Annotated in this window: 15 protein-coding genes; 8 read left to right on the top strand and 7 right to left on the bottom strand. The window is 57.2% G+C overall.

Annotated elements, in window-relative coordinates:
- The first annotated feature begins 223 nt into the window (after positions 1-223).
- Positions 224-607 carry a RidA family protein gene (locus WEB54_RS09535; protein ID WP_368053310.1) on the top strand — a complete coding sequence of 128 codons (384 nt, stop codon included), beginning with the start codon at positions 224-226 and terminating at the stop codon, positions 605-607.
- 238 nt (positions 608-845) lie between these two features.
- Here WEB54_RS09535 and WEB54_RS09530 read toward each other — a convergent pair whose 3' ends face one another.
- Positions 846-989: a hypothetical protein gene (locus WEB54_RS09530; RefSeq protein ID WP_348475882.1), complete on the bottom strand. Its 144-nt coding sequence runs from the start codon at positions 987-989 to the stop codon at positions 846-848.
- An 85-nt stretch (positions 990-1,074) separates the two neighbouring features.
- On the opposite strand from WEB54_RS09530, the gene lpxL reads away from it, so the two are divergent.
- From lpxL to folE, 3 genes are all read left to right on the top strand, one after another.
- Positions 1,075-2,055, top strand: a complete 981-nt coding sequence (gene lpxL / locus WEB54_RS09525) for an LpxL/LpxP family Kdo(2)-lipid IV(A) lauroyl/palmitoleoyl acyltransferase (protein WP_368053308.1) — start codon at positions 1,075-1,077, stop codon at positions 2,053-2,055.
- A 104-nt stretch (positions 2,056-2,159) separates the two neighbouring features.
- A complete protein-coding gene (locus WEB54_RS09520; protein ID WP_368055273.1) occupies positions 2,160-3,575 on the top strand; it encodes a leucyl aminopeptidase family protein in 1,416 nt (471 codons plus the stop codon).
- Positions 3,576-3,664: 89 nt separating this feature from the next.
- A complete protein-coding gene (gene folE / locus WEB54_RS09515; RefSeq protein WP_368053304.1) occupies positions 3,665-4,303 on the top strand; it encodes a GTP cyclohydrolase I FolE in 639 nt (212 codons plus the stop codon).
- Between the two features lie 49 nt (positions 4,304-4,352).
- Here folE and WEB54_RS09510 read toward each other — a convergent pair whose 3' ends face one another.
- From WEB54_RS09510 to cobU, 5 genes are all read right to left on the bottom strand, one after another.
- Positions 4,353-5,675 (bottom strand): NAD(P)/FAD-dependent oxidoreductase, encoded by a 1,323-nt coding sequence (locus WEB54_RS09510; protein ID WP_368055271.1) that lies wholly within the window; start codon positions 5,673-5,675, stop codon positions 4,353-4,355.
- Positions 5,676-5,741: 66 nt separating this feature from the next.
- The gene (locus WEB54_RS09505; protein WP_368055269.1) at positions 5,742-6,290 is read right to left on the bottom strand and encodes a histidine phosphatase family protein; all 549 of its coding nucleotides are present in this window, start codon (positions 6,288-6,290) and stop codon (positions 5,742-5,744) included.
- A gap of 43 nt (positions 6,291-6,333) precedes the next feature.
- On the bottom strand, positions 6,334-7,134 hold the full coding sequence (locus WEB54_RS09500) for an adenosylcobinamide-GDP ribazoletransferase (RefSeq protein WP_368055267.1): 801 nt from the start codon (positions 7,132-7,134) through the stop codon (positions 6,334-6,336).
- A 5-nt stretch (positions 7,135-7,139) separates the two neighbouring features.
- Complete coding sequence (cobT, locus tag WEB54_RS09495; protein ID WP_368055265.1) at positions 7,140-8,195, bottom strand: nicotinate-nucleotide--dimethylbenzimidazole phosphoribosyltransferase; 1,056 nt, start codon at positions 8,193-8,195, stop codon at positions 7,140-7,142.
- Between the two features lie 229 nt (positions 8,196-8,424).
- Positions 8,425-8,934 carry a bifunctional adenosylcobinamide kinase/adenosylcobinamide-phosphate guanylyltransferase gene (gene cobU, locus WEB54_RS09490; RefSeq protein ID WP_368055263.1) on the bottom strand — a complete coding sequence of 170 codons (510 nt, stop codon included), beginning with the start codon at positions 8,932-8,934 and terminating at the stop codon, positions 8,425-8,427.
- A gap of 257 nt (positions 8,935-9,191) precedes the next feature.
- Here cobU and WEB54_RS09485 point away from each other — a divergent pair, with 257 nt between their 5' ends.
- From WEB54_RS09485 to hsdR, 4 genes are read left to right on the top strand one after another with little or no spacing between them, the layout of a single operon-like run.
- Positions 9,192-10,682: an N-6 DNA methylase gene (locus tag WEB54_RS09485; protein ID WP_368055261.1), complete on the top strand. Its 1,491-nt coding sequence runs from the start codon at positions 9,192-9,194 to the stop codon at positions 10,680-10,682.
- On the top strand, positions 10,679-12,544 hold the full coding sequence (locus tag WEB54_RS09480) for a restriction endonuclease subunit S (RefSeq protein WP_368055259.1): 1,866 nt from the start codon (positions 10,679-10,681) through the stop codon (positions 12,542-12,544). The genes WEB54_RS09485 and WEB54_RS09480 overlap by 4 nt, the downstream gene beginning before the upstream one ends.
- 55 nt (positions 12,545-12,599) lie before the next feature.
- Positions 12,600-13,604 (top strand): RhuM family protein, encoded by a 1,005-nt coding sequence (gene rhuM, locus WEB54_RS09475; RefSeq protein WP_368055257.1) that lies wholly within the window; start codon positions 12,600-12,602, stop codon positions 13,602-13,604.
- Complete coding sequence (hsdR, locus tag WEB54_RS09470) at positions 13,601-16,015, top strand: EcoAI/FtnUII family type I restriction enzme subunit R (RefSeq protein WP_368055255.1); 2,415 nt, start codon at positions 13,601-13,603, stop codon at positions 16,013-16,015. The genes rhuM and hsdR overlap by 4 nt, the downstream gene beginning before the upstream one ends.
- Positions 16,016-16,141: 126 nt before the next feature.
- On the opposite strand, the gene parE is transcribed toward hsdR, so the two are convergent.
- Positions 16,142-18,043 carry a DNA topoisomerase IV subunit B gene (gene parE, locus WEB54_RS09465; protein WP_368053377.1) on the bottom strand — a complete coding sequence of 634 codons (1,902 nt, stop codon included), beginning with the start codon at positions 18,041-18,043 and terminating at the stop codon, positions 16,142-16,144.
- Positions 18,044-18,053 lie beyond the last annotated feature (10 nt).

Below are 18,053 nucleotides of genomic sequence, written 5' to 3'. Positions count from 1 at the left end.
ATGGAGCCTAGACCGCAGCATCCATGCTGCGGACTCCCCCGCAGAGGCACCACCGGCACCCGCCGCTTGCGCCGTGCGAAATCCGAAACATAAGTCAGTAATGCAAACAGCCTAGCAGGGATCGCCAGGATGTTCGAAAAGAGGCGATTGTAGAACGTTGTGCTCAGCGCGCAATCAATCATAATGGCGGGCTGCGTAAATTGATCAGACGGAGCGAACGACTATGAACAAAAGCATCATCAGCACCGACCAGGCCCCGGCCGCTATTGGCCCCTATTCACAGGCGGTAAAGGTCGGCGATACCGTCTATTTGTCGGGCCAGATTCCGCTGAATCCGGAGACCATGACGCTGGTAGAGGGCGACATCGCGGCCCAGGTACACCGAGTGTTCCAGAATCTTACGGCCGTATGCGAAGCCGCCGGTGGCAGCCTGCAGCACATTGTGAAGTTGAATATCTTCCTGACTGACCTTGGCCATTTCAACACCGTGAACGAGATCATGAAGGAGTATTTCGAAGCACCGTACCCGGCGCGGGCGGCCATTGGCGTGGCTCAGTTGCCGAAGGACGCCCAGGTTGAGATGGATGGAGTAATGGGACTTTCTTGAGGCAAATGTTTTTTATTCAGTGGTAGGAGCAGCTTACTGAGTGGCAGGTGCCGGGTATCCCCATCCGGGGAAGTCCGCAGCATGGACTAAAACGCCAGGAGCGTTTTAGCATGAGCGTAGCGAGCCCGAAGGGTGAATCCCATGGAAGGGATTCATATCATGCGGTCTAGGCTCCATGGAGGGATTTACGCCGACCCCGGATAGGCACACCCGGTGGCTGTCATGGACTCATGCCACATCACTTGCCCCGTTTGCGTTTGGCCTTGAGGGCGCTGCGGGCGTCCTTGTAGCCTTGCCACCTGACTTGCATGGCGGCCAGCCAGCTTAAAAGCTTGTGGGCAGCTCGGCGGCGAGTGAGGAACTTTGGCAGTGCTTTAGCCATATTGGCGAATCCTTGACGGGAATTGTTCGAAGGTTAGTGGATAAATTTGGTAAACTGCCCGGCCATTTAACGATTCATGAGCCTAATGCGTCAAGCGAACCCCTCTTCACCGCCCCCGCCCAAGCGACCGGGGCGCCGACAGCGTGACTCGCGTGTTACCGACGGTACCCAGTATAGCGACTTTCTGGCACCCAAATACTGGGGCGGCTGGGTCTTTATCGGGTTCATGTATCTGTTGGGCTATATCCCCGGAAAGGTTCGCATTGGGCTGGTGCGGGTGCTGACGCCACTGGCCATGCGACTGGCCCGCAGCCGGCATCACGTTGCCAAAACCAATATCGATTTGTGCTTCCCGGAGAAAACCGAACAGGAACGCCAGAAACTGGTTCGCGACACCTTTTTTGCCAATGTGCTGGGCTTTTTCGAGACGGCGGATGCCTGGGTGCGCCCGATCGAGCGGATGCGTTCCCGCGTGCACTGGGAGGGCGTTGAGCATCTGGATGCCGCGGAAAAAGACGGTCAGGGCGTGCTCTTGGTCGGCGGTCATTTCGCCATTCTGGATATGGCGGGAGCGTTGTTCGGGCAAATTAAACCCTACGATCTGGTCTACCGCAAACACGACAACGCACTGCTCAATTACTTTATGACCCGCTCTCGCGAACGCTGGTGCGAACGCACCCTGGCGCGCCGAGATATGAAAGGCCTGATTCAGTCGCTGCGTGAAGGCCGTATCGTCTGGTACGCGCCGGATCAGGATTATGGCCGCAAAGCGAGCGAGTTCGTGCCCTTTTTCAACATCCAGACCGCGACCGTCACCATGACCAGCAAGTTGGCCAAGTCTGGTAATGCACGGGTAATTCCGGTGTTTTTCTACCGAAACTCGTCTTTGCTTGATTATAGCGCCCGCTTTGGCCCGCCACTGCCGATTCCGAGTGGAGATGACATCGCTGATGCGGCCTGTTTTAATGCCTGGCTGGAAGGCTGTGTACGGGAAGCGCCCGATCAGTATCTGTGGTTGCACAAACGCTTCAAAACCCGGCCAGAGGGTGAGCCTTCTGTCTATTGAGGCAATAGTGTGGTCGGTGGCATGGCTGTCTGCTTCAAACGTCAATAGCCGAACAGGATTGCCTGGGGCATTGGTGGGTCGTTAATTTTTTTTGCAAGGTGACTATGAAAGCGTTCGATTACCCAGTTTTTGATGTTCAGATCGCCTCTGCTGTCCCGACAGACAGTGATGCCGTGTTGGAATGGCGCGAGCATAGCGCCCTGACGGCCATTGCCAGTCGGGACCGGGATCGTGACCAGACTCTGGGTTCGGATGCAGCTCCCGGGGCCCAGTGGGCTTTCGTTAAACTCAAGGAAGCGGCGACGGTCTTTGAACGGCTGACGCAGGCGCGCAAAGCGGTGAGTGGTGCCTGGCAGACGGGTGACCAGCATCTGACGCTGGTGGCAGACAGTGCCGGGGTGTTGGATGCTCTTCTCAGCGCAGCCCTCGCGGCTTTGTATACGCTGCCAACCTTCAAACAGGACCCTGCGCCGGCATCGACGGTGAACCGTATTACGCTGGTCGGGCCTATTGCGGCCGATGACGTAAAGGTGCGTTGCGCCGAAGCTGAAGGTAATGCGCTGACCCGGTTTTTATCCACATTGCCGGCCAATGAGTTGACGCCCTGGTCGTATCGTGAGTGGGTGGAAGATCTGGCCGAGGCCGAAGGCTGGGATTATCGGGTTTATGACTACAAAGAGTTGGAGCAGATGGGTGCAGGCGCCTTTCTGGCCGTGGCCCAGGGCTCGGAGAGTCAGGATGCCTCCATCGTGCGGGTGCAATACCGCGGCAAGCCGGAATCAACTGAAACGCTGGCTCTGGTTGGCAAAGGCGTCTGTTTTGATACCGGTGGCTATAACCTGAAAGTCAGCGGCAGCATGTTCGGTATGCACGGTGATATGGGCGGCAGTGCTGTGGTGCTGGGCAGTTTGCTGACGGCCACTCGGCTGGGCTTGCCATTCAATATGACCGGTTGGCTGGCGCTGGTGGCGAACCATTTGGGGCCGAACGCCTACCATGCCAATCAGGTGGTGCGGGCGTTGAACGGCACCACCATTGAAGTGGTCGATACCGATGCCGAGGGCCGTATGATTCTGGCCGATACCTTGACGCTGGCCACGCGTGAACGGCCGCAGTGGGTGTTTGACTACGCGACCCTGACCGGTACTTGCATGGCCGCCCTGTCGACCCGTTACAGCGGAGTCTTCACCAACCATGATGCCTGGTGGATGCCGTTGATCGGCAGTGGCCAGCGCAGCGGTGAACGGGTTTGGCCATTCCCGATCGACCCGGATTACGACGAACAGATTAAAAGCGACATTGCCGATATCCAGCAATGCAACCCGGGCAAGTCTTCAGATCACATCGACGCGGCCCGCTTTCTGAGCCGCTTTGTAGAGGCTGGAGTGCCCTGGGTACATCTCGACCTGGCGGCAGACAGCCACAAAGGCGGCCTGGGTCATGTTCCGTCCGACGTTACTGGCTTTGGTATCCGTCTAACCCGCCAGTGGCTGCAGGACTGGTCGTCCGATGCGGGCTGATCACGAAAAACCTTCATCAGGCTGTCATCTGGCCTCCGGGTTGATTGCGTACAACCCGGTAACCCCATCTCATTGCAAAGAGTGCCCCCATGTTGAGTAACGAAGCCGCTGCGGTGCGCGAAGCACTGGTTAGTCAGGGCCTGGAAACCCCCATGGTCGACAATGGCCTCACCCGTGAACAGAAACGGGAACGGCTAACCGGATTGATGGCGGAAGTGGCGGGCACACTGGGGTTGGACCTAACCGATGACAGCCTGATGGAAACCCCGGCGCGCATCGCCAAAATGTACGTTGATGAGATTTTTTCCGGTCTCGACTACAGCACCTTTCCCAAAATCACCCAGATCGAGAACAAAATGGGCCTGCATGAGGTGATTAAAGTGCGCGATGTCGGTGTACTCAGCACCTGTGAGCACCATTTCATCACCATCGATGGCTTTGCCAGAATCGCCTACATCCCGAAAGATACGATTATCGGCCTGTCAAAACTGAACCGCCTGGTGCGCTTCTTTGCGCAACGGCCCCAGGTGCAGGAACGCCTGACCCGTCAGATCATGGTGGCATTGCAGGTGTTGCTGGGCACCGATGACGTGGCCGTGCATATCGATGCGAAACATTACTGTGTTAAGGCGCGCGGTGTAATGGATGAACAGTCTCAGACCGAGACCATAGCTCTGGGCGGTGTGTTCAAAAAAGACGCTGGGTTGCGTACTGAGTTTTTAAGTTAAGCAACAACCCGGCGTCGTAAAACGCCGGGTTGGCTTAGATCGTTCGAACTCAGTGCAGTTTCAGGCGCGGCCGAATTGCATGATTCAAGCGGTCAATGATGGTCAGTAAAGCGGTACGCGCGACACCATGCAGTGCAACCTGATGTTGCCGATACAGGCTGATATATACCATCCGGGCGATACGCCCCTCAATCATCATGCTGCCCCGGGTCAGATTGCCCATCAGTGACCCCACGGTGCTGAACCGGCTCAGGCTGATCAGCGAGCCGTGATCCTTGTACCGGTACTCCACCAATGGTTTCTGCTGACGCTGGCGCAGCATGTTTTTATACACATGGCTGGCCATCTGGTGCGCTGACTGGGCCCGGGGTGGTACCCAGCGGTCACCGGGTTGCGGGCAGGCACAGCAATCGCCGATGGCCCAGATGCGATCGTCACGGGTGGTTTGCAAAGTGGCGCCGACCAGCATCAGATTATTGCGAGCCGTTTCCAGCCCGGCCAAGTCTTTGAGGAAGTTGGGTGCACGCACACCGGCGGCCCAGACCATAATGGCCCCTTCAATCCGTTCCCCGTCATCCGTCTCCAGAGCCCCCTGGTGGCCCTGAACCACCTTGGTTTGGGTGCGCACCTTGACCCCGAGCTGGCCGAGTTCGTGGGTGACCGTTTTGCTGATGCGATCAGGCAGGGCCGGGAGGATACGCGGCCCAGCTTCGACCAGGGTGACGTCGAGATGATCCGGACCAACATGACCGAGGTCGTAGTCTTTCAGCACGCTGGCCGCGTTGAACAGCTCGGCCGACAGTTCAACACCGGTTGCACCCCCGCCTACAATGACCAGTTTCAGTCGGTCGTCCGCACCCTGTGCCCGTGCCCGGTCGAGTCGCAGAAAGGCGTTGAGCAGATGTTGGTGAAAGCGTTCGGCCTGGGCCGGGGCGTCGAGCATCATGCAATGCTCCTTAATGCCGGGGATGCCGAAGTCGTTGGTGACGCTGCCCAGGGCAAACACCAGTTGGTCGTAGGGTACCCGGCGTTCATTCAGTACGGTGGTGCCTTCGCTGTCGACCAGTGGGGCCAGAATCACCTCGCGTGCGTCCCGGTCCAGGTCGCAGACGGTGCCCAGGGTAAAATGAAAGCCATTACGCCGGGCCTGACCGCGATAGTTGACCTCATCGACACCCGCATCCAGAGACCCGGCCGCGACTTCGTGCAGGAGTGGCTTCCACAGGTGGGTGTTGTTGCGGTCGATCAGTGTAATACGCGCTTTTTGGCGACGCCCCAGCTTTTTGCCCAGACGCGTGGCCAGTTCAAGTCCGCCAGCGCCACCACCAATGATGACGATGTGCTCGGGCTGAGTGGTTGTCGATTGAGTCACAAGGGACTCCTTTGGTTATGAGTAATCGGTTGGGGGCGAGCTGCGGCCTCAAAGAATAGGGGGCGGCTATACGTCGTGCTCCCAGAGGTCGAACCCTGTGCCATGGGAATTCAGTATCAGGGCAGTGCCGTAGGGCACGGGCCACTGCCAGGTTTGCTCAAAGGGCCGTTCCAGCACGATGGCGGCCAGGGCACGCAGGCTACCCGCATGCGCTATAACAACGCTGTTTTCGTTTAGATGAGCCTGGGTCGCCCAGGCTTGAACCCGGTGGAACAGATCGCGGCCCGATTCACCTCCGGGCATGCGAAAGTCCAGTGGTTGCTGTGCCCAGGCATCCAGTGCACTGCGTTTAATCTCCGACCAGGGTTGTTGTTCCCAGTCGCCAAAATTCAGTTCACGCAGCGCGTCGACCGTTGTTAGCCGATCTTCCGGCGCAAGATGCCGTGCAACTGCCAGGCAGCGCTGCGATGGGCTGCTGTACCAGGGCCCCGGGCGCTGGCTGAGTGCAGCGGGCAGTGACCGGGCGGTATTTGCGGCCGGTGCCGCCAGTTCCGGGTCGCTGCGGCCATAACACAGACCTGTCTGTGCCGGGACTCCATGACGAATCAGTATCATGCTCATTCTTCCATGAGGATAATAGAGGCGCTGCTGCACATTATTAGCCGGGCATTAGCGCTGCAATGGCCAATACGGCCAGCATTTCCTGTAATTGCTGGGCACCGCCCAGACAATCACCAGTGTAGCCCTGAATACGACGCATAAACCAGTGGTTCAGGCTGGCTCGAAGCACTATTGCTGCCAAAATGAGGCTTAGGACTATCATTGGGCTCAGCAGCCAGATTAACCCCAATACCGGCACCAATGCCAGCACGGTAGCGCGAAACCTGAAGCGGGTGGCCAATGGTTTGCTTTTGCTGTGGTCACCGTCGCGGGCGTAGGGCAGTGTCCACAGCGTCGAGATGGCCCAGAACCGACTCCAGGCCGCAACAAAGGGTAATGCCCACCAGGGCGAAATACCCTGTTCGAACAGGCTGGTCCAGGCCAACCAGCGCACCAGCAGGGTAATGGTCAGGGCTGCCGCACCGTATGTGCCGAGGCGGCTGTCTTTCATGATGCGTAATACTGCCTCCCGGGTGAAGCCGCCACCAAAGCCGTCAAACAGATCCGCCAGCCCATCTTCGTGAAAGGCCCCGGTCAGCAGTAAACTGACCGCCAGCATGCCGGCCACGGCCAACGGCCAGGACCAGAGTTCGCTTGCAGCGATGACGACCATCGCCAGTAGCAGGCCCAATACGGCACCCACCCAGGTGAAATAACGGCTGCTGTGGTTTAGCAGCTGGTCATTGAAACGAATACCGGGTGGCGGAGGCAAGCGGGAAAAGAAGACCCAGGCGTTGAAGAAACTGTGCCATTGAGTGGCAAGCCAGGTTTCGGGTCGGTGTGGTTCCTGAAAGGGCATTGCGCTTAGTCACCCCCTGCTGTGTCTACTCCGGCACTGTCGAAACTGGCCATTTCATCCAGCATGGCGACCGCCGCCCGTATTAACGGCCAGGCCAGCACGGCGCCGGTGCCTTCACCCAGACGCAGGTTGAGCTGCAACAGGGGCCGGACCCCCAGGGTTTCCAGCATGCGATGATGGCCGTGCTCGCCAGAGGCATGGCTGAACAGTGCATAGTCGAGGATTTCCGGGTGGTCGTACCAGACGGTGAGCAGCGCCGCCGTTGCCAGAAAACCATCGACGATAAAGGGTTTGTCGAGTTCAGCCGTGGCGGCCATGGCTCCGGCCATCATCGCCAGTTCGAAGCCGCCCAGGTGCTGCATGATGGCGCAACCCGAGGTCAGGCCAGCCTGGTGCAAGGCCAGGGCCTCGCGCACAACAGTAACTTTGTGATCGATCAATGCCGGGTCGGCACCGGTACCTGCGCCGACGCAATCGACCGGGTCCAGCTTCAGGCAGGCGGCCATCAGCGCTGCCCCCGAGGTGGTATTGCCGATGCCCATTTCACCAAAGCTGAGGATATCGGCGCCTTCGGCTAACTGCATTTCCACAATTTCAGCTGCTTTGTTGACCGCTTGCTGGTACTGCTCGTGGCTCATGGCGGGCTGGCGCATAAAGTTCGCGCTGCCATGGCCAAGCTTTGCTTCAATTAAGTTCGGATGCGCGGGGAGCGGTTCGCCGTTCAGGCCGGCATCGACCACGGTTAACCGAACGTCCTGTTGCCGGCAAAAAACATTAATCGCCGCGCCACCGGCCATAAAGTTCAACACCATCTGCCGCGTCACTTCACTGGGGTAAGGGCTGACCCCTTCTTCACAAACGCCATGGTCGGCGGCGAACACGCAATGATTCAACCGGCTCAGTTGCGGGCTCAAACTTTGCTGAATACGAGCAACCTGCGCTGCCACCGCCTCCAAATGACCCAGAGACCCGGGCGGCTTGGTCTTGTTGTCGAGCGTATTCTGAATGACGGCATCAAGGCTCTTGTCTACAGCGGTAATGGTAAATCGGTCCTTCGGCATCGTTTTTTATTCCCTCTGGAGGGTGAGTTTGGTTTTGTGGCTGCCCGTTGGGTTTGCTGTTTTGCCAGGAGTTCGTGCCAGCTACCGGGTAAGCCTCTCCGGGGTCGGCGTAGATCCGTCCATGGAGCCTAGGCCGCAACATCCCTGTTGCGGACTACCCCGGAGAGGCTTACCCGGCAGCTGGCACTTGAATTGTTGCCATCGTCAGCATTTTACTGAACCACTAAAGTTACTTTAATTTCTGCGGTAACCCTGCCACAACCCAAGTGACCTGTTTAGCCTGTTTTGCAATCGCTTGGTGTAGCCAACCGGCTTCATCAACAAAGCGCCGGTTTAACTCACCCATGGGCACTATACCATGGCCAACTTCGTTACTGACCAGCAGGATATTGGCCTGAGTATGGAGCAGTTGAGCCAGTAATCTGGCACGGTAGTCCGGCCAGATTTCGGGTGTTTGCAGCAGGCAGTTGCTTAGCCAAAGTGTAAGGCAATCTACGAGTATCGTGTTGCCGGGTAGGTCGCGTTCGGCCAGTGCTTCCGGCAAGGCCAGGGGGCATTCACAGGTTTTAAAACTGGGCGATCGCTGAGCCTGGTGTCGCTCCAGGCGCTCTGCCATTTCGGCGTCACCTGCCTCAGCGGTCGCAATGTAGTGCAGAGGGCCCTGTGAAGCTAAGGCGAGGCGTTCCGCATGACTCGATTTTCCCGAACGCGCCCCGCCCAGTATTAAGTGCACCGACATAGTTACCTCTGTGAGTTGGTCAGCCGAAGTCCGACAGCTTTCTATCCCGGGTATTTCGTCAAACAGGGTGATCGGATGGCAAAACGGCCCTGATCAGTTGATAATGAAGGCACTACACCGTTCACATTCAACCAACAAAGCCTTATAAGAACGGTACCACATGAAATTGTGCTTTTCTCCTCTGAAATGCCCCAAAGTTGAAGCTCGCGTCACCAGAGGGAGCTGGCACAATGAATAAACCGACCCTGGGAATCTGAATGTTCGAACAAACCTTCCGCAACATCGACGACGTGCTCTGGAAAGAGGCTGGCTGCGCCACGGAGCTCGATTACACCGAGCAGACCTCCTGGATGCTATTCCTCAAGTACCTGGACGATCTGGAGTATGAGCGCTCGCAGGAGGCGGAGCTGGTGGGTAAGCCGTATCAGTTTGTGATTGACGAGCCTTACCGCTGGTCGGCTTGGGCGGCGCCGAAAATGGCCAGCGGCGATTTCGACCATGACCAGGCGCTCACGGGCGCTGACCTGATTGCCTTCGTCAACGGCGAGCTGTTCCCCTACTTGCAGGGCTTTCGCGAACGGGCCAGCGATACCGACACGCTGGAATACCGCATAGGCGAGATTTTCAGTGAGATCCGAAACAAGTTTGCCAGTGGCTACAGCCTGCGCGACGCGCTGGAGCTGATTGACGGCTTGAGCTTTCGGTCCCAGGCCGAAAAGCACGAGCTGTCGCACCTGTACGAAGCCAAGATCAAGAACATGGGCAATGCCGGGCGCAATGGCGGTGAGTATTACACCCCGCGCCCTCTGATCCGCGCCATGATCCAGGTGGTAAAACCAACAGTGGGCGAGCGTATATACGATGCCGCAGCGGGGTCGGCGGGCTTTTTATGCGAAGCGCACGACTACCTTCGCTATGGTTTTCAAGAACAGGGGCCGGATGACAAGGGCGATGGTAGCCACCTTTCCACCGCCGATCTCCACACCCTGCAAAAGCGTACCTTCTATGCCAAGGAGAAGAAGAGCCTGCCCTATGTGATCGGCATCATGAACATGATCCTGCACGGCATCGAGACGCCCAATATCGTCCATACCAATAGCCTGACCGAGAATCTGGCCGATATTCAGGAGAAAGACCGCTTCGATGTGATCCTCGCCAACCCGCCCTTCGGTGGCAAGGAACGCAAGGAGATACAGCAGAACTTCCCGATCAAGACTGGCGAGACGGCCTTTCTGTTTCTGCAACACTTCATCAAATATCTGCGGGCCGGTGGCCGGGCTGCCATCGTCATCAAGAACACCTTTCTCTCCAACTCCGACAACGCTTCCCGCGCCTTGCGCAAGGAAATGCTGAATAACTGCAACTTGCACACCATCCTTGACTGCCCCGGCGGCACCTTCCTCGGGGCCGGGGTCAAGACGGTGGTGCTGTTCTTTGAGAAAGGCGCGCCCACGCGCAAGATCTGGTACTACCAGCTAGACCCCGGCCGTAGCCTGGGCAAGACCAACCCGCTAAGTGACAACGACCTGGCCGACTTCGTCGCCCGTCAGGCCGGCTTTGAGGACTCGGACAACAGTTGGACCGTTGACGTGTCCAGTATCGACACTGACAGCGTCGACCTTTCGGTAAAGAACCCCAATAAAGCCGGAGCCGAACCCCTGCGCGACCCCGAAGTGATTATCAACGAGATCGAAACGCTCGATAAAGAAAGCGAGGAAATCCTGGAAGGGATTCGGGGGATGTTATGAGGGAGGGGTGGAAGATTGAGATGCTCGGCAATATGTCGAACATAAGTTACGGTTATACAGCTAAAGCTTCGCCAGAAGATGTTGGTCCGAAGTTCCTGAGAATTACCGACATTCAGAATGGATATGTGAATTGGGAGAAAGTGCCTACCTGTCCAATAAATAGTAGGGATCTTGATAAGCATCGACTTCAAACTGGAGATTTAGTTTTTGCACGTACCGGTGCGACAACTGGGAAAAGTTACTTGATATCTGACCCTCCAGAGGCTGTTGCGGCCTCGTATCTAATCCGAATGCGTATTCGAAAAGATGGAGTTGATCCAGCATTTTTGGCTCTATTCTTCCAAACAAAAGAGTATTGGAGGACAGTGGCCGAGGGTACAAGTGGCAGCGCGCAAGGTGGATTCAACGCTTCCAAGTTAGCAGAACTTCAGCTCCCACTGCCACCGATCCCCGAACAAAAGCGCATCGTCGCCATCCTCGATGAAGCCTTCGCCGGGATCGACACGGCCATCGCCAACACCGAAAAGAACCTCGCCAATGCCCGCGAGTTGTTTGATAGTTATCTGAATTCGGTATTTAGCAGCAATAAAAGTGAATGGCAAGAAATTTCAATTGAAGAGATTTGTTACTCTATAATTGACTGCATCAATAAAACAGCCCCGCAGGTAAATGGTCCTACACCATTCAAGATGATCCGAACAACAAATGTACGAAACGGAAAAATCAATCTTGAGTCTGTGAAATATGTAGATGAAGAAATTTATAATAAGTGGACTCGTCGGCAAACGCCACTTAGGGGGGATATAATACTCACTAGAGAAGCTCCTATGGGAGAAGTGGGTATTCTCGATTCTGACGAAAAAGTTTTTCTTGGCCAGAGGCTTGTTTCTTACCGAGTAAATCCAGCGTTGCTGGACAACCGCTTTATGCTGTATGAATTCCAATCAAAATACATGCAATCTCAAATTCATTCCCTAGCGTCAGGGTCTACTGTTCAGCATATGCGCGTGCCGGACTCAAAAAAACTTAAAGTTTTACTTCCTTCATTACAAGTACAAGAAGAACTAGTGGAGAGACTAGATTCACTTTTAGTTGAAATAAGAAGAGTTGAGAAGATTTACCAACAAAAACTCACCGCTCTGGCCGAACTTAAACAATCCCTGCTGCACAAAGCCTTTTCCGGCGAGCTGACGATGGGCAATGTGGTTCCCATAACCTCAGCCAAAAAATCGAGTGCACCGCCTACCACCGACTCGCCCGCCTTTGCTGCCCATGTTATGGCGGTGGCCTATCACTGGCATGAAGCCAGGGGCAAAAACAAAACCTTTGGCCATGTGAAGGCGCAGAAGACCCTGCATCTGGTGGAAGCACTGGCCCAGATTGATCTGGGGCGCGTGCCTGTCAAGGACGCCGCCGGCCCCAATGATTTTGTCCATATGCGCACGGCCGAGAAGTGGGCCAGAGAGAATGATTATTACGATTTTGTTCAGCGTACAGAGGGCCGGCGGGGCTATGACTTTGTCAAAGGCAAGCGCTACAGCGAATGGTTGGCCCAAGCACTGGATACCGTTGAGCCTTACAAAAGCGCTCTGGAGCGGGTAGTGAACCTACTGATGCCGCTGGATACCCAAAAGGCGGAACTGGTCGCTACCGTCTATGCGGCCTGGAATAACCTCCTGCTGGATGGTCACAAGCCCACGGAGGCAGAGATTGTCTACGAGGCGCGGGACAACTGGCACCCGGCCAAGCAGCAATACACACCGCGGCAATTTCGCGAGGCCATCGACCGGCTTCGCAGCAACGGTATGGTACCCACCGGCACTGGCAAGCGGGTAACCGGGCAGGAAAGTTTCGAGCTATGATTCTGCAGGGCGCGGGCAAGCGTGCGTAGCAGGATATGGCCGATAAGGAGGACGCGTGACAGCTGACGCCCAAAACTCAATCGTTATTTTTGAGGATGCCGACAAGTCCGTCGAGGTACGTCTGGACGCGGACCAGGAAACCGTATGGTTGACCCAGGAGCAGATGACGACAGTCTTCGATGTGCAGAAGGCGGCCATTTCCAAGCACCTGAAGAATATTTATCAGGACGGTGAGCTGGACCGGGAAGCAACGGTTTCCATTTTGGAAACCGTTCGAATCGAGGGTAAGCGAAAGGTCGCGAGGCAGATCGAGCACTACAATCTCGACGCCATCATTTCCGTCGGCTACCGAGTGAACTCCCGCCGAGCCGTCAAGTTCCGCCAATGGGCCACCCGCATTCTGCGCGAGCACCTGACCCGGGGCTGGACCCTGAATCAACAGCGCTTTGAAGAAAACGCCCGCGAGCTGGAAGCGGCGCTGGCACTGGTGCGCAAGGCCGCTCAGAGCCCCGCTTTGGACACCGACAGTGGTCGTGGGCTGGTGGACATTGTCAGCCGCTATGCGCAGACCTTTCTGCTGCTGCAACGCTACGACGAGGGGCTGTTGGCCGATCCACAGGCCCAGCTCGGCGGCACGTTGCCGTCATTGGCAGAAGCACGAACCTCTCTGGACGGCCTGAAATCCGAGTTGATGGCGCGGGGTGAGGCCACCGAGTTGTTCGCCCGCGACCGAGGTGATGGCCTGGCCTCGTTGCTGGGTAATCTGGATCAGACCGTGTTCGGTGAGCCGGCCTACCCCAGTGTGGAAGCCAAGGCCGCCCATTTGTTGTATTTTGTGATCAAGAATCATCCGTTCTCTGACGGTAACAAACGCAGTGCAGCCTTCCTGTTCGTGGATTTCCTGCATCGCAATGGCCGCTTGCTGAACGCGGCCGGTGAGCCGGTGATCAATGATGTGGGGTTGGCTGCACTGACCCTGTTGGTGGCCGAATCCGACCCGGCCAACAAGGAGACCATGATTCGTCTGATCATGAATATGCTGGCGGAGGAAAACGAGTGAACAAAGCCACTCTCAATGAAGCCGAGACTCGCGCCGAGCTGATCGACCCGGCCCTGAAGGCAGCGGGCTGGGGGGTGGTGGACGCCAGCCGGGTGCGGCGCGAGATGATTACTCTGGGCCGGTTACAGGGCGCAGGCAAGCGGGCGAAGCAGGACATCGCCGACTATGTGCTGATCTACCGCGGCCAGAAGTTGGCGGTAATAGAAGCTAAGAAACGCAGCCTACCGGTGACTGAAGGGCTGGCCCAGGCCAAGCGCTACGCCGAGCGCCTGCAAGCCCGGTTTGCTTACTCGACCAACGGCGATGGCATTTACCGAATTGACATGGAAACCGGCGCCGAAGGCGAGGTGGCGGGCTATCCCACGCCCGACGAACTCTGGGCTGAGACCTTTGGCGATGCGGACGAGGCCGTGAATACCTGGCGCGAGCGCTTCGGGGCAGTGCCGTTCGAGGACAAGGGCGGCTTTTGGCAACCACGTTATTACCAGCACAACGCCATCAACCAGGCACTGGAGGCGATTGCGGCCGGGCGTGAGCGCATATTGCTGACCCTGGCCACCGGCACCGGCAAGACGGCCATTGCTTTTCAAATCGCCTGGAAGCTGTTCCACGCTCGCTGGAGCCTGGCGGCGCGGGCAAATGGCGAGCCGGCACGCCAGCCACGTATCCTGTTTCTGGCCGATCGCAATATCCTCGCCAACCAGGCGTTCAATGATTTCTCCGCCTTTCCCGAGGATGCGCTGGTGCGCATCGACCCGGAAACCATCCGCAAAAAGGGTCGGGTGCCAAAGAACGGCAATGTGTTTTTCACCATCTTCCAGACCTTCATGACCGGGCGCGATGCCGACGGCAGCCCGGCGCCAAACTTCGGCGACTACCCGTCTGACTTCTTTGATTTTATCGTCATTGACGAGTGCCATAGGGGTGGCGCTAACGACGAGAGCAACTGGCGCGGTATTCTGGATTATTTTGCACCCGCCGTGCAGCTGGGCCTGACCGCCACGCCCAAGCGCAAGCACAACGCTGATACCTATGCCTACTTTGGAGAGCCAGCCTATGTGTATTCGCTCAAGGAAGGCATCAACGATGGCTTCCTGACGCCGTTCCGGGTGCGCCAGATCGCTACAACCCTGGATGATTATGTTTATACCTCCGACGACCAGGTCATCGAGGGTGACATCGAGGAAGGTAAACGTTACACCGAGGACGACTTCAACCGAGTGATCGAGATCCGTGAGCGTGAGCAGTACCGGGTCAGGGTGTTCATGGAACAGATCGACCAACGCGAGAAGACGCTGGTTTTCTGCGCTACCCAGGTTCACGCGCTGGCGGTGCGTGATCTTATCAACCAGATGAAGACCAACCGTGATCCGCACTACTGTGAGCGCGTGACCGCCAACGACGGCGCCGAGGGCGAGCGTTTCCTGAAGCAGTTTCAGGATAACGAGAAAACCATTCCCACTATACTGACCACCTCGCAGAAACTTTCCACTGGGGTGGATGCCCGCAATGTGCGCAACATCGTGCTGATGCGGCCGGTGAATTCGATGATCGAGTTCAAGCAGATCATCGGTCGCGGTACCCGTCTGTATGACGGCAAGGATTATTTCACGATCTTTGATTTTGTGAAGGCCTACGAACACTTCAACGACCCGGAGTGGGATGGCGAACCGTTGGCGCCGGAACCCTGCGCCACCTGTGGGCAACAGCCCTGTATCTGTGCCATCGAACCGCCAAAGCCCTGCCCGGTGTGTGGAGAGCGCCCGTGCCAGTGCGAGAAGGAACCGCCTGAACCTTGCGAGGTTTGTGGCGAACAACCCTGCGTGTGCGAGAAACGTCGCAAAGTAAAAGTGAAGCTGGCCGACGGCAAAGCGCGCACCATCCAGCATATGAGCGCCACTAGCTTTTGGAGTCCGGATGGCAAGCCTATCTCCGCTGCCGAGTTTATCCAGCGGCTATTTGGCGAGTTGCCGGCGCTGTTTGCTGATGAAGATGAGTTGCGTGCCGTGTGGGGCCGGCCGGATACCCGCCGCAAATTACTGGAAGGGCTCGAAGAAAAGGGCTTCGGCGTGGTGCAACTGGCTGAGGTGGGCAAGCTGATCGAGGCCCAGAACAGCGACCTCTATGATGTACTGGCCTACATCGCGTTTAATCAGGCCCCGGTCACCCGTGCCGAACGGGTGGATTCACACCGGGCAGCCATCTTTCAGGGCCACGACTACCAGCAACAGGACTTTCTGCGTTTCGTGCTCGACCACTATGTCGCGCGTGGCGTGGGTGAGCTTTCAACCGACAAACTGCCACAGTTGATTGAACTGAAATACCACAGCCTGGGGGATGCCGTTCGCGAACTTGGCCCGGCAGGCCAAATTCGGGAGGTTTTTGTGGAATTTCAGCAACATTTGTATTGAGAGTTGAACAATATTGGCAGTCTAAGTGTATTTACACTCAATAAAATTTTATTCAGCAAATCATTCAGTTTGTTCAGCCTTTGGTCTCATTGTTCAAACTTCTACTGAAATCGAAAAAAGTAATCGTCAAACGGCGATGTCGGCCAGGTTCCCTTTGGATTCGAGCCAGGTTTTGCGGTCGCCGGAGCGTTTTTTGGCCAGCAGCATGTCCATCATCTCGACGGCGGCGTCGGCCTCGTTGTCGTCGATGCGCAGTTGCACCAGGCGCCGGGTGTTGGGGTCCATGGTGGTTTCGCGCAGTTGCAGCGGGTTCATTTCGCCCAGGCCCTTGAACCGGGTGACCTGGACTTTGCCGCGTTTTTTCTCGGCTTTGATGCGATCGAGGATGCCGTCGCGTTCGTCGTTATCGAGGGCGTAGTAGGTTTCCTTGCCGATATCGATGCGGTACAGGGGTGGCATTGCGACGTAGACGTGGCCGTTATCGACCAGGGCCCGGAAATGACGCATAAACAGGGCGCACAGCAGGGTACAGATGTGTAGGCCATCGGAGTCGGCATCGGCGAGGATGCAGACCTTGCCGTAGCGCAGGCCTTCGAGGTTGTCGGTGTCCGGGTCGACGCCGAGAGCGATGGCGATGTTGTGGATTTCTTCGCTGGCGAGCAGTTCATCGCTGGCGACTTCCCAGCTGTTCAGGATCTTACCGCGCAACGGCATGATCGCCTGAAAGGTGCGGTCGCGGGCTTGTTTGGCGGAGCCGCCGGCCGAATCGCCTTCTACCAGAAACAGCTCGCTTCGGCTGGTTTCACGGCCGGAGCAGTCGGCCAGTTTGCCAGGCAGGGCAGGGCCCTGGGTGACTTTTTTACGCGCGACTTTTTTGGCCTGCTTGAGACGGCTTTGTGCATTGCTGACCACCAGTTCGGCGATTTGTTCGGCAATGTCAGTGTGCTGGTTTAGCCAGAGGCTGAAGGCATCTTTGACTACGCCGGAAATAAAAGCTGAGGCCTGGCGCGATGACAACCGCTCTTTGGTTTGGCCGGAAAACTGCGGATCGCGCAATTTGAATGACAGTACATAATGACATTTGTCCCAGACATCTTCCGGGCTCAGTTTGACGCCACGCGGCAGCAGGTTGCGGTATTCGCAAAAGTCACGCAGTGCATCGAGCAGCCCCTGGCGCAGGCCATTGACGTGGGTGCCGCCGAGCGCGGTCGGGATCAGGTTGACGTAGCTTTCCTGCACGCCTTCGCCGCCTTCGGGCAGCCATTGCACGGCCCAGTCGACCGCCTCGTCTTCACTGCTGAAAGAGCCCGTAAAGGGTTCGGTAGGCAAGGGGTCGTAAACAACCGTGGCATTGTGCAGGTAATCGCGCAGGCCGTCTTCGTAGTGCCAGGCGTCGGTTTCGTCTTTTTCTTCGTTGTAGAAGGTAACTTTCAGGCCGGGGCACAGCACCGCCTTGGCACGCAGCACATGGCGCAGCCGGCTGGCGAGGAACTTGCCGCTGTCGAAGTATTTGGGGTCGGGCATGAAGCGCACCGTGGTGCCGGTGTCGCGCTTGGCACAGGTGCCAATTTCTTCGAGGTCCGAAGCTTTGTCGCCGTTGGCGAAGCCCATGCGGTACAGCTTGCCATCGCGTTTAACCGATACTTCCAGCAACGTCGACAGGGCATTGACCACCGAGATGCCGACCCCGTGCAAGCCGCCTGAGAACTGGTAGTTCTTGCCGGAGAACTTACCGCCGGCGTGCAACCGGGTCATGATCAGTTCGATGCCGGGTACGCCGTGTTCGGGGTGAATATCCACCGGCATGCCACGGCCGTTGTCGGCGACCGACAAGGAGCCGTCTTTGTACAGTACCACCTCCATACTGGTGGCATAACCGCCGATGGCTTCGTCGACGCTGTTGTCGATGACTTCCTGGGCCAGGTGGTTGGGACGGGTGGTGTCGGTGTACATGCCGGGGCGCTTGCGCACCGGATCCAGGCCCATCAGGACTTCAATGGCGTCGGCCGAATATTTGCTCTGACTCATGCTCGGGAGT

Origin of the sequence: Saccharospirillum sp. (assembly GCF_040881935.1) — a bacterium.
Classification (GTDB): domain Bacteria; phylum Pseudomonadota; class Gammaproteobacteria; order Pseudomonadales; family Natronospirillaceae; genus Saccharospirillum.
This window is presented reverse-complemented; position numbering and strand designations above follow the sequence as displayed.

Coding starts and splice junctions, on each gene's coding strand:
- WEB54_RS09535 (WP_368053310.1), top strand. CDS start 224: ATGAACAAAAGCATCATCAGCACCGACCAGGCCCCGGCCGCTATTGGC.
- WEB54_RS09505 (WP_368055269.1), bottom strand. CDS start 6,290: ATGATACTGATTCGTCATGGAGTCCCGGCACAGACAGGTCTGTGTTAT.
- lpxL (WP_368053308.1), top strand. CDS start 1,075: ATGCGTCAAGCGAACCCCTCTTCACCGCCCCCGCCCAAGCGACCGGGG.
- WEB54_RS09500 (WP_368055267.1), bottom strand. CDS start 7,134: ATGCCCTTTCAGGAACCACACCGACCCGAAACCTGGCTTGCCACTCAA.
- WEB54_RS09485 (WP_368055261.1), top strand. CDS start 9,192: ATGTTCGAACAAACCTTCCGCAACATCGACGACGTGCTCTGGAAAGAG.
- WEB54_RS09480 (WP_368055259.1), top strand. CDS start 10,679: ATGAGGGAGGGGTGGAAGATTGAGATGCTCGGCAATATGTCGAACATA.
- WEB54_RS09530 (WP_348475882.1), bottom strand. CDS start 989: ATGGCTAAAGCACTGCCAAAGTTCCTCACTCGCCGCCGAGCTGCCCAC.
- parE (WP_368053377.1), bottom strand. CDS start 18,043: ATGAGTCAGAGCAAATATTCGGCCGACGCCATTGAAGTCCTGATGGGC.
- cobT (WP_368055265.1), bottom strand. CDS start 8,195: ATGCCGAAGGACCGATTTACCATTACCGCTGTAGACAAGAGCCTTGAT.
- WEB54_RS09520 (WP_368055273.1), top strand. CDS start 2,160: ATGAAAGCGTTCGATTACCCAGTTTTTGATGTTCAGATCGCCTCTGCT.
- folE (WP_368053304.1), top strand. CDS start 3,665: ATGTTGAGTAACGAAGCCGCTGCGGTGCGCGAAGCACTGGTTAGTCAG.
- cobU (WP_368055263.1), bottom strand. CDS start 8,934: ATGTCGGTGCACTTAATACTGGGCGGGGCGCGTTCGGGAAAATCGAGT.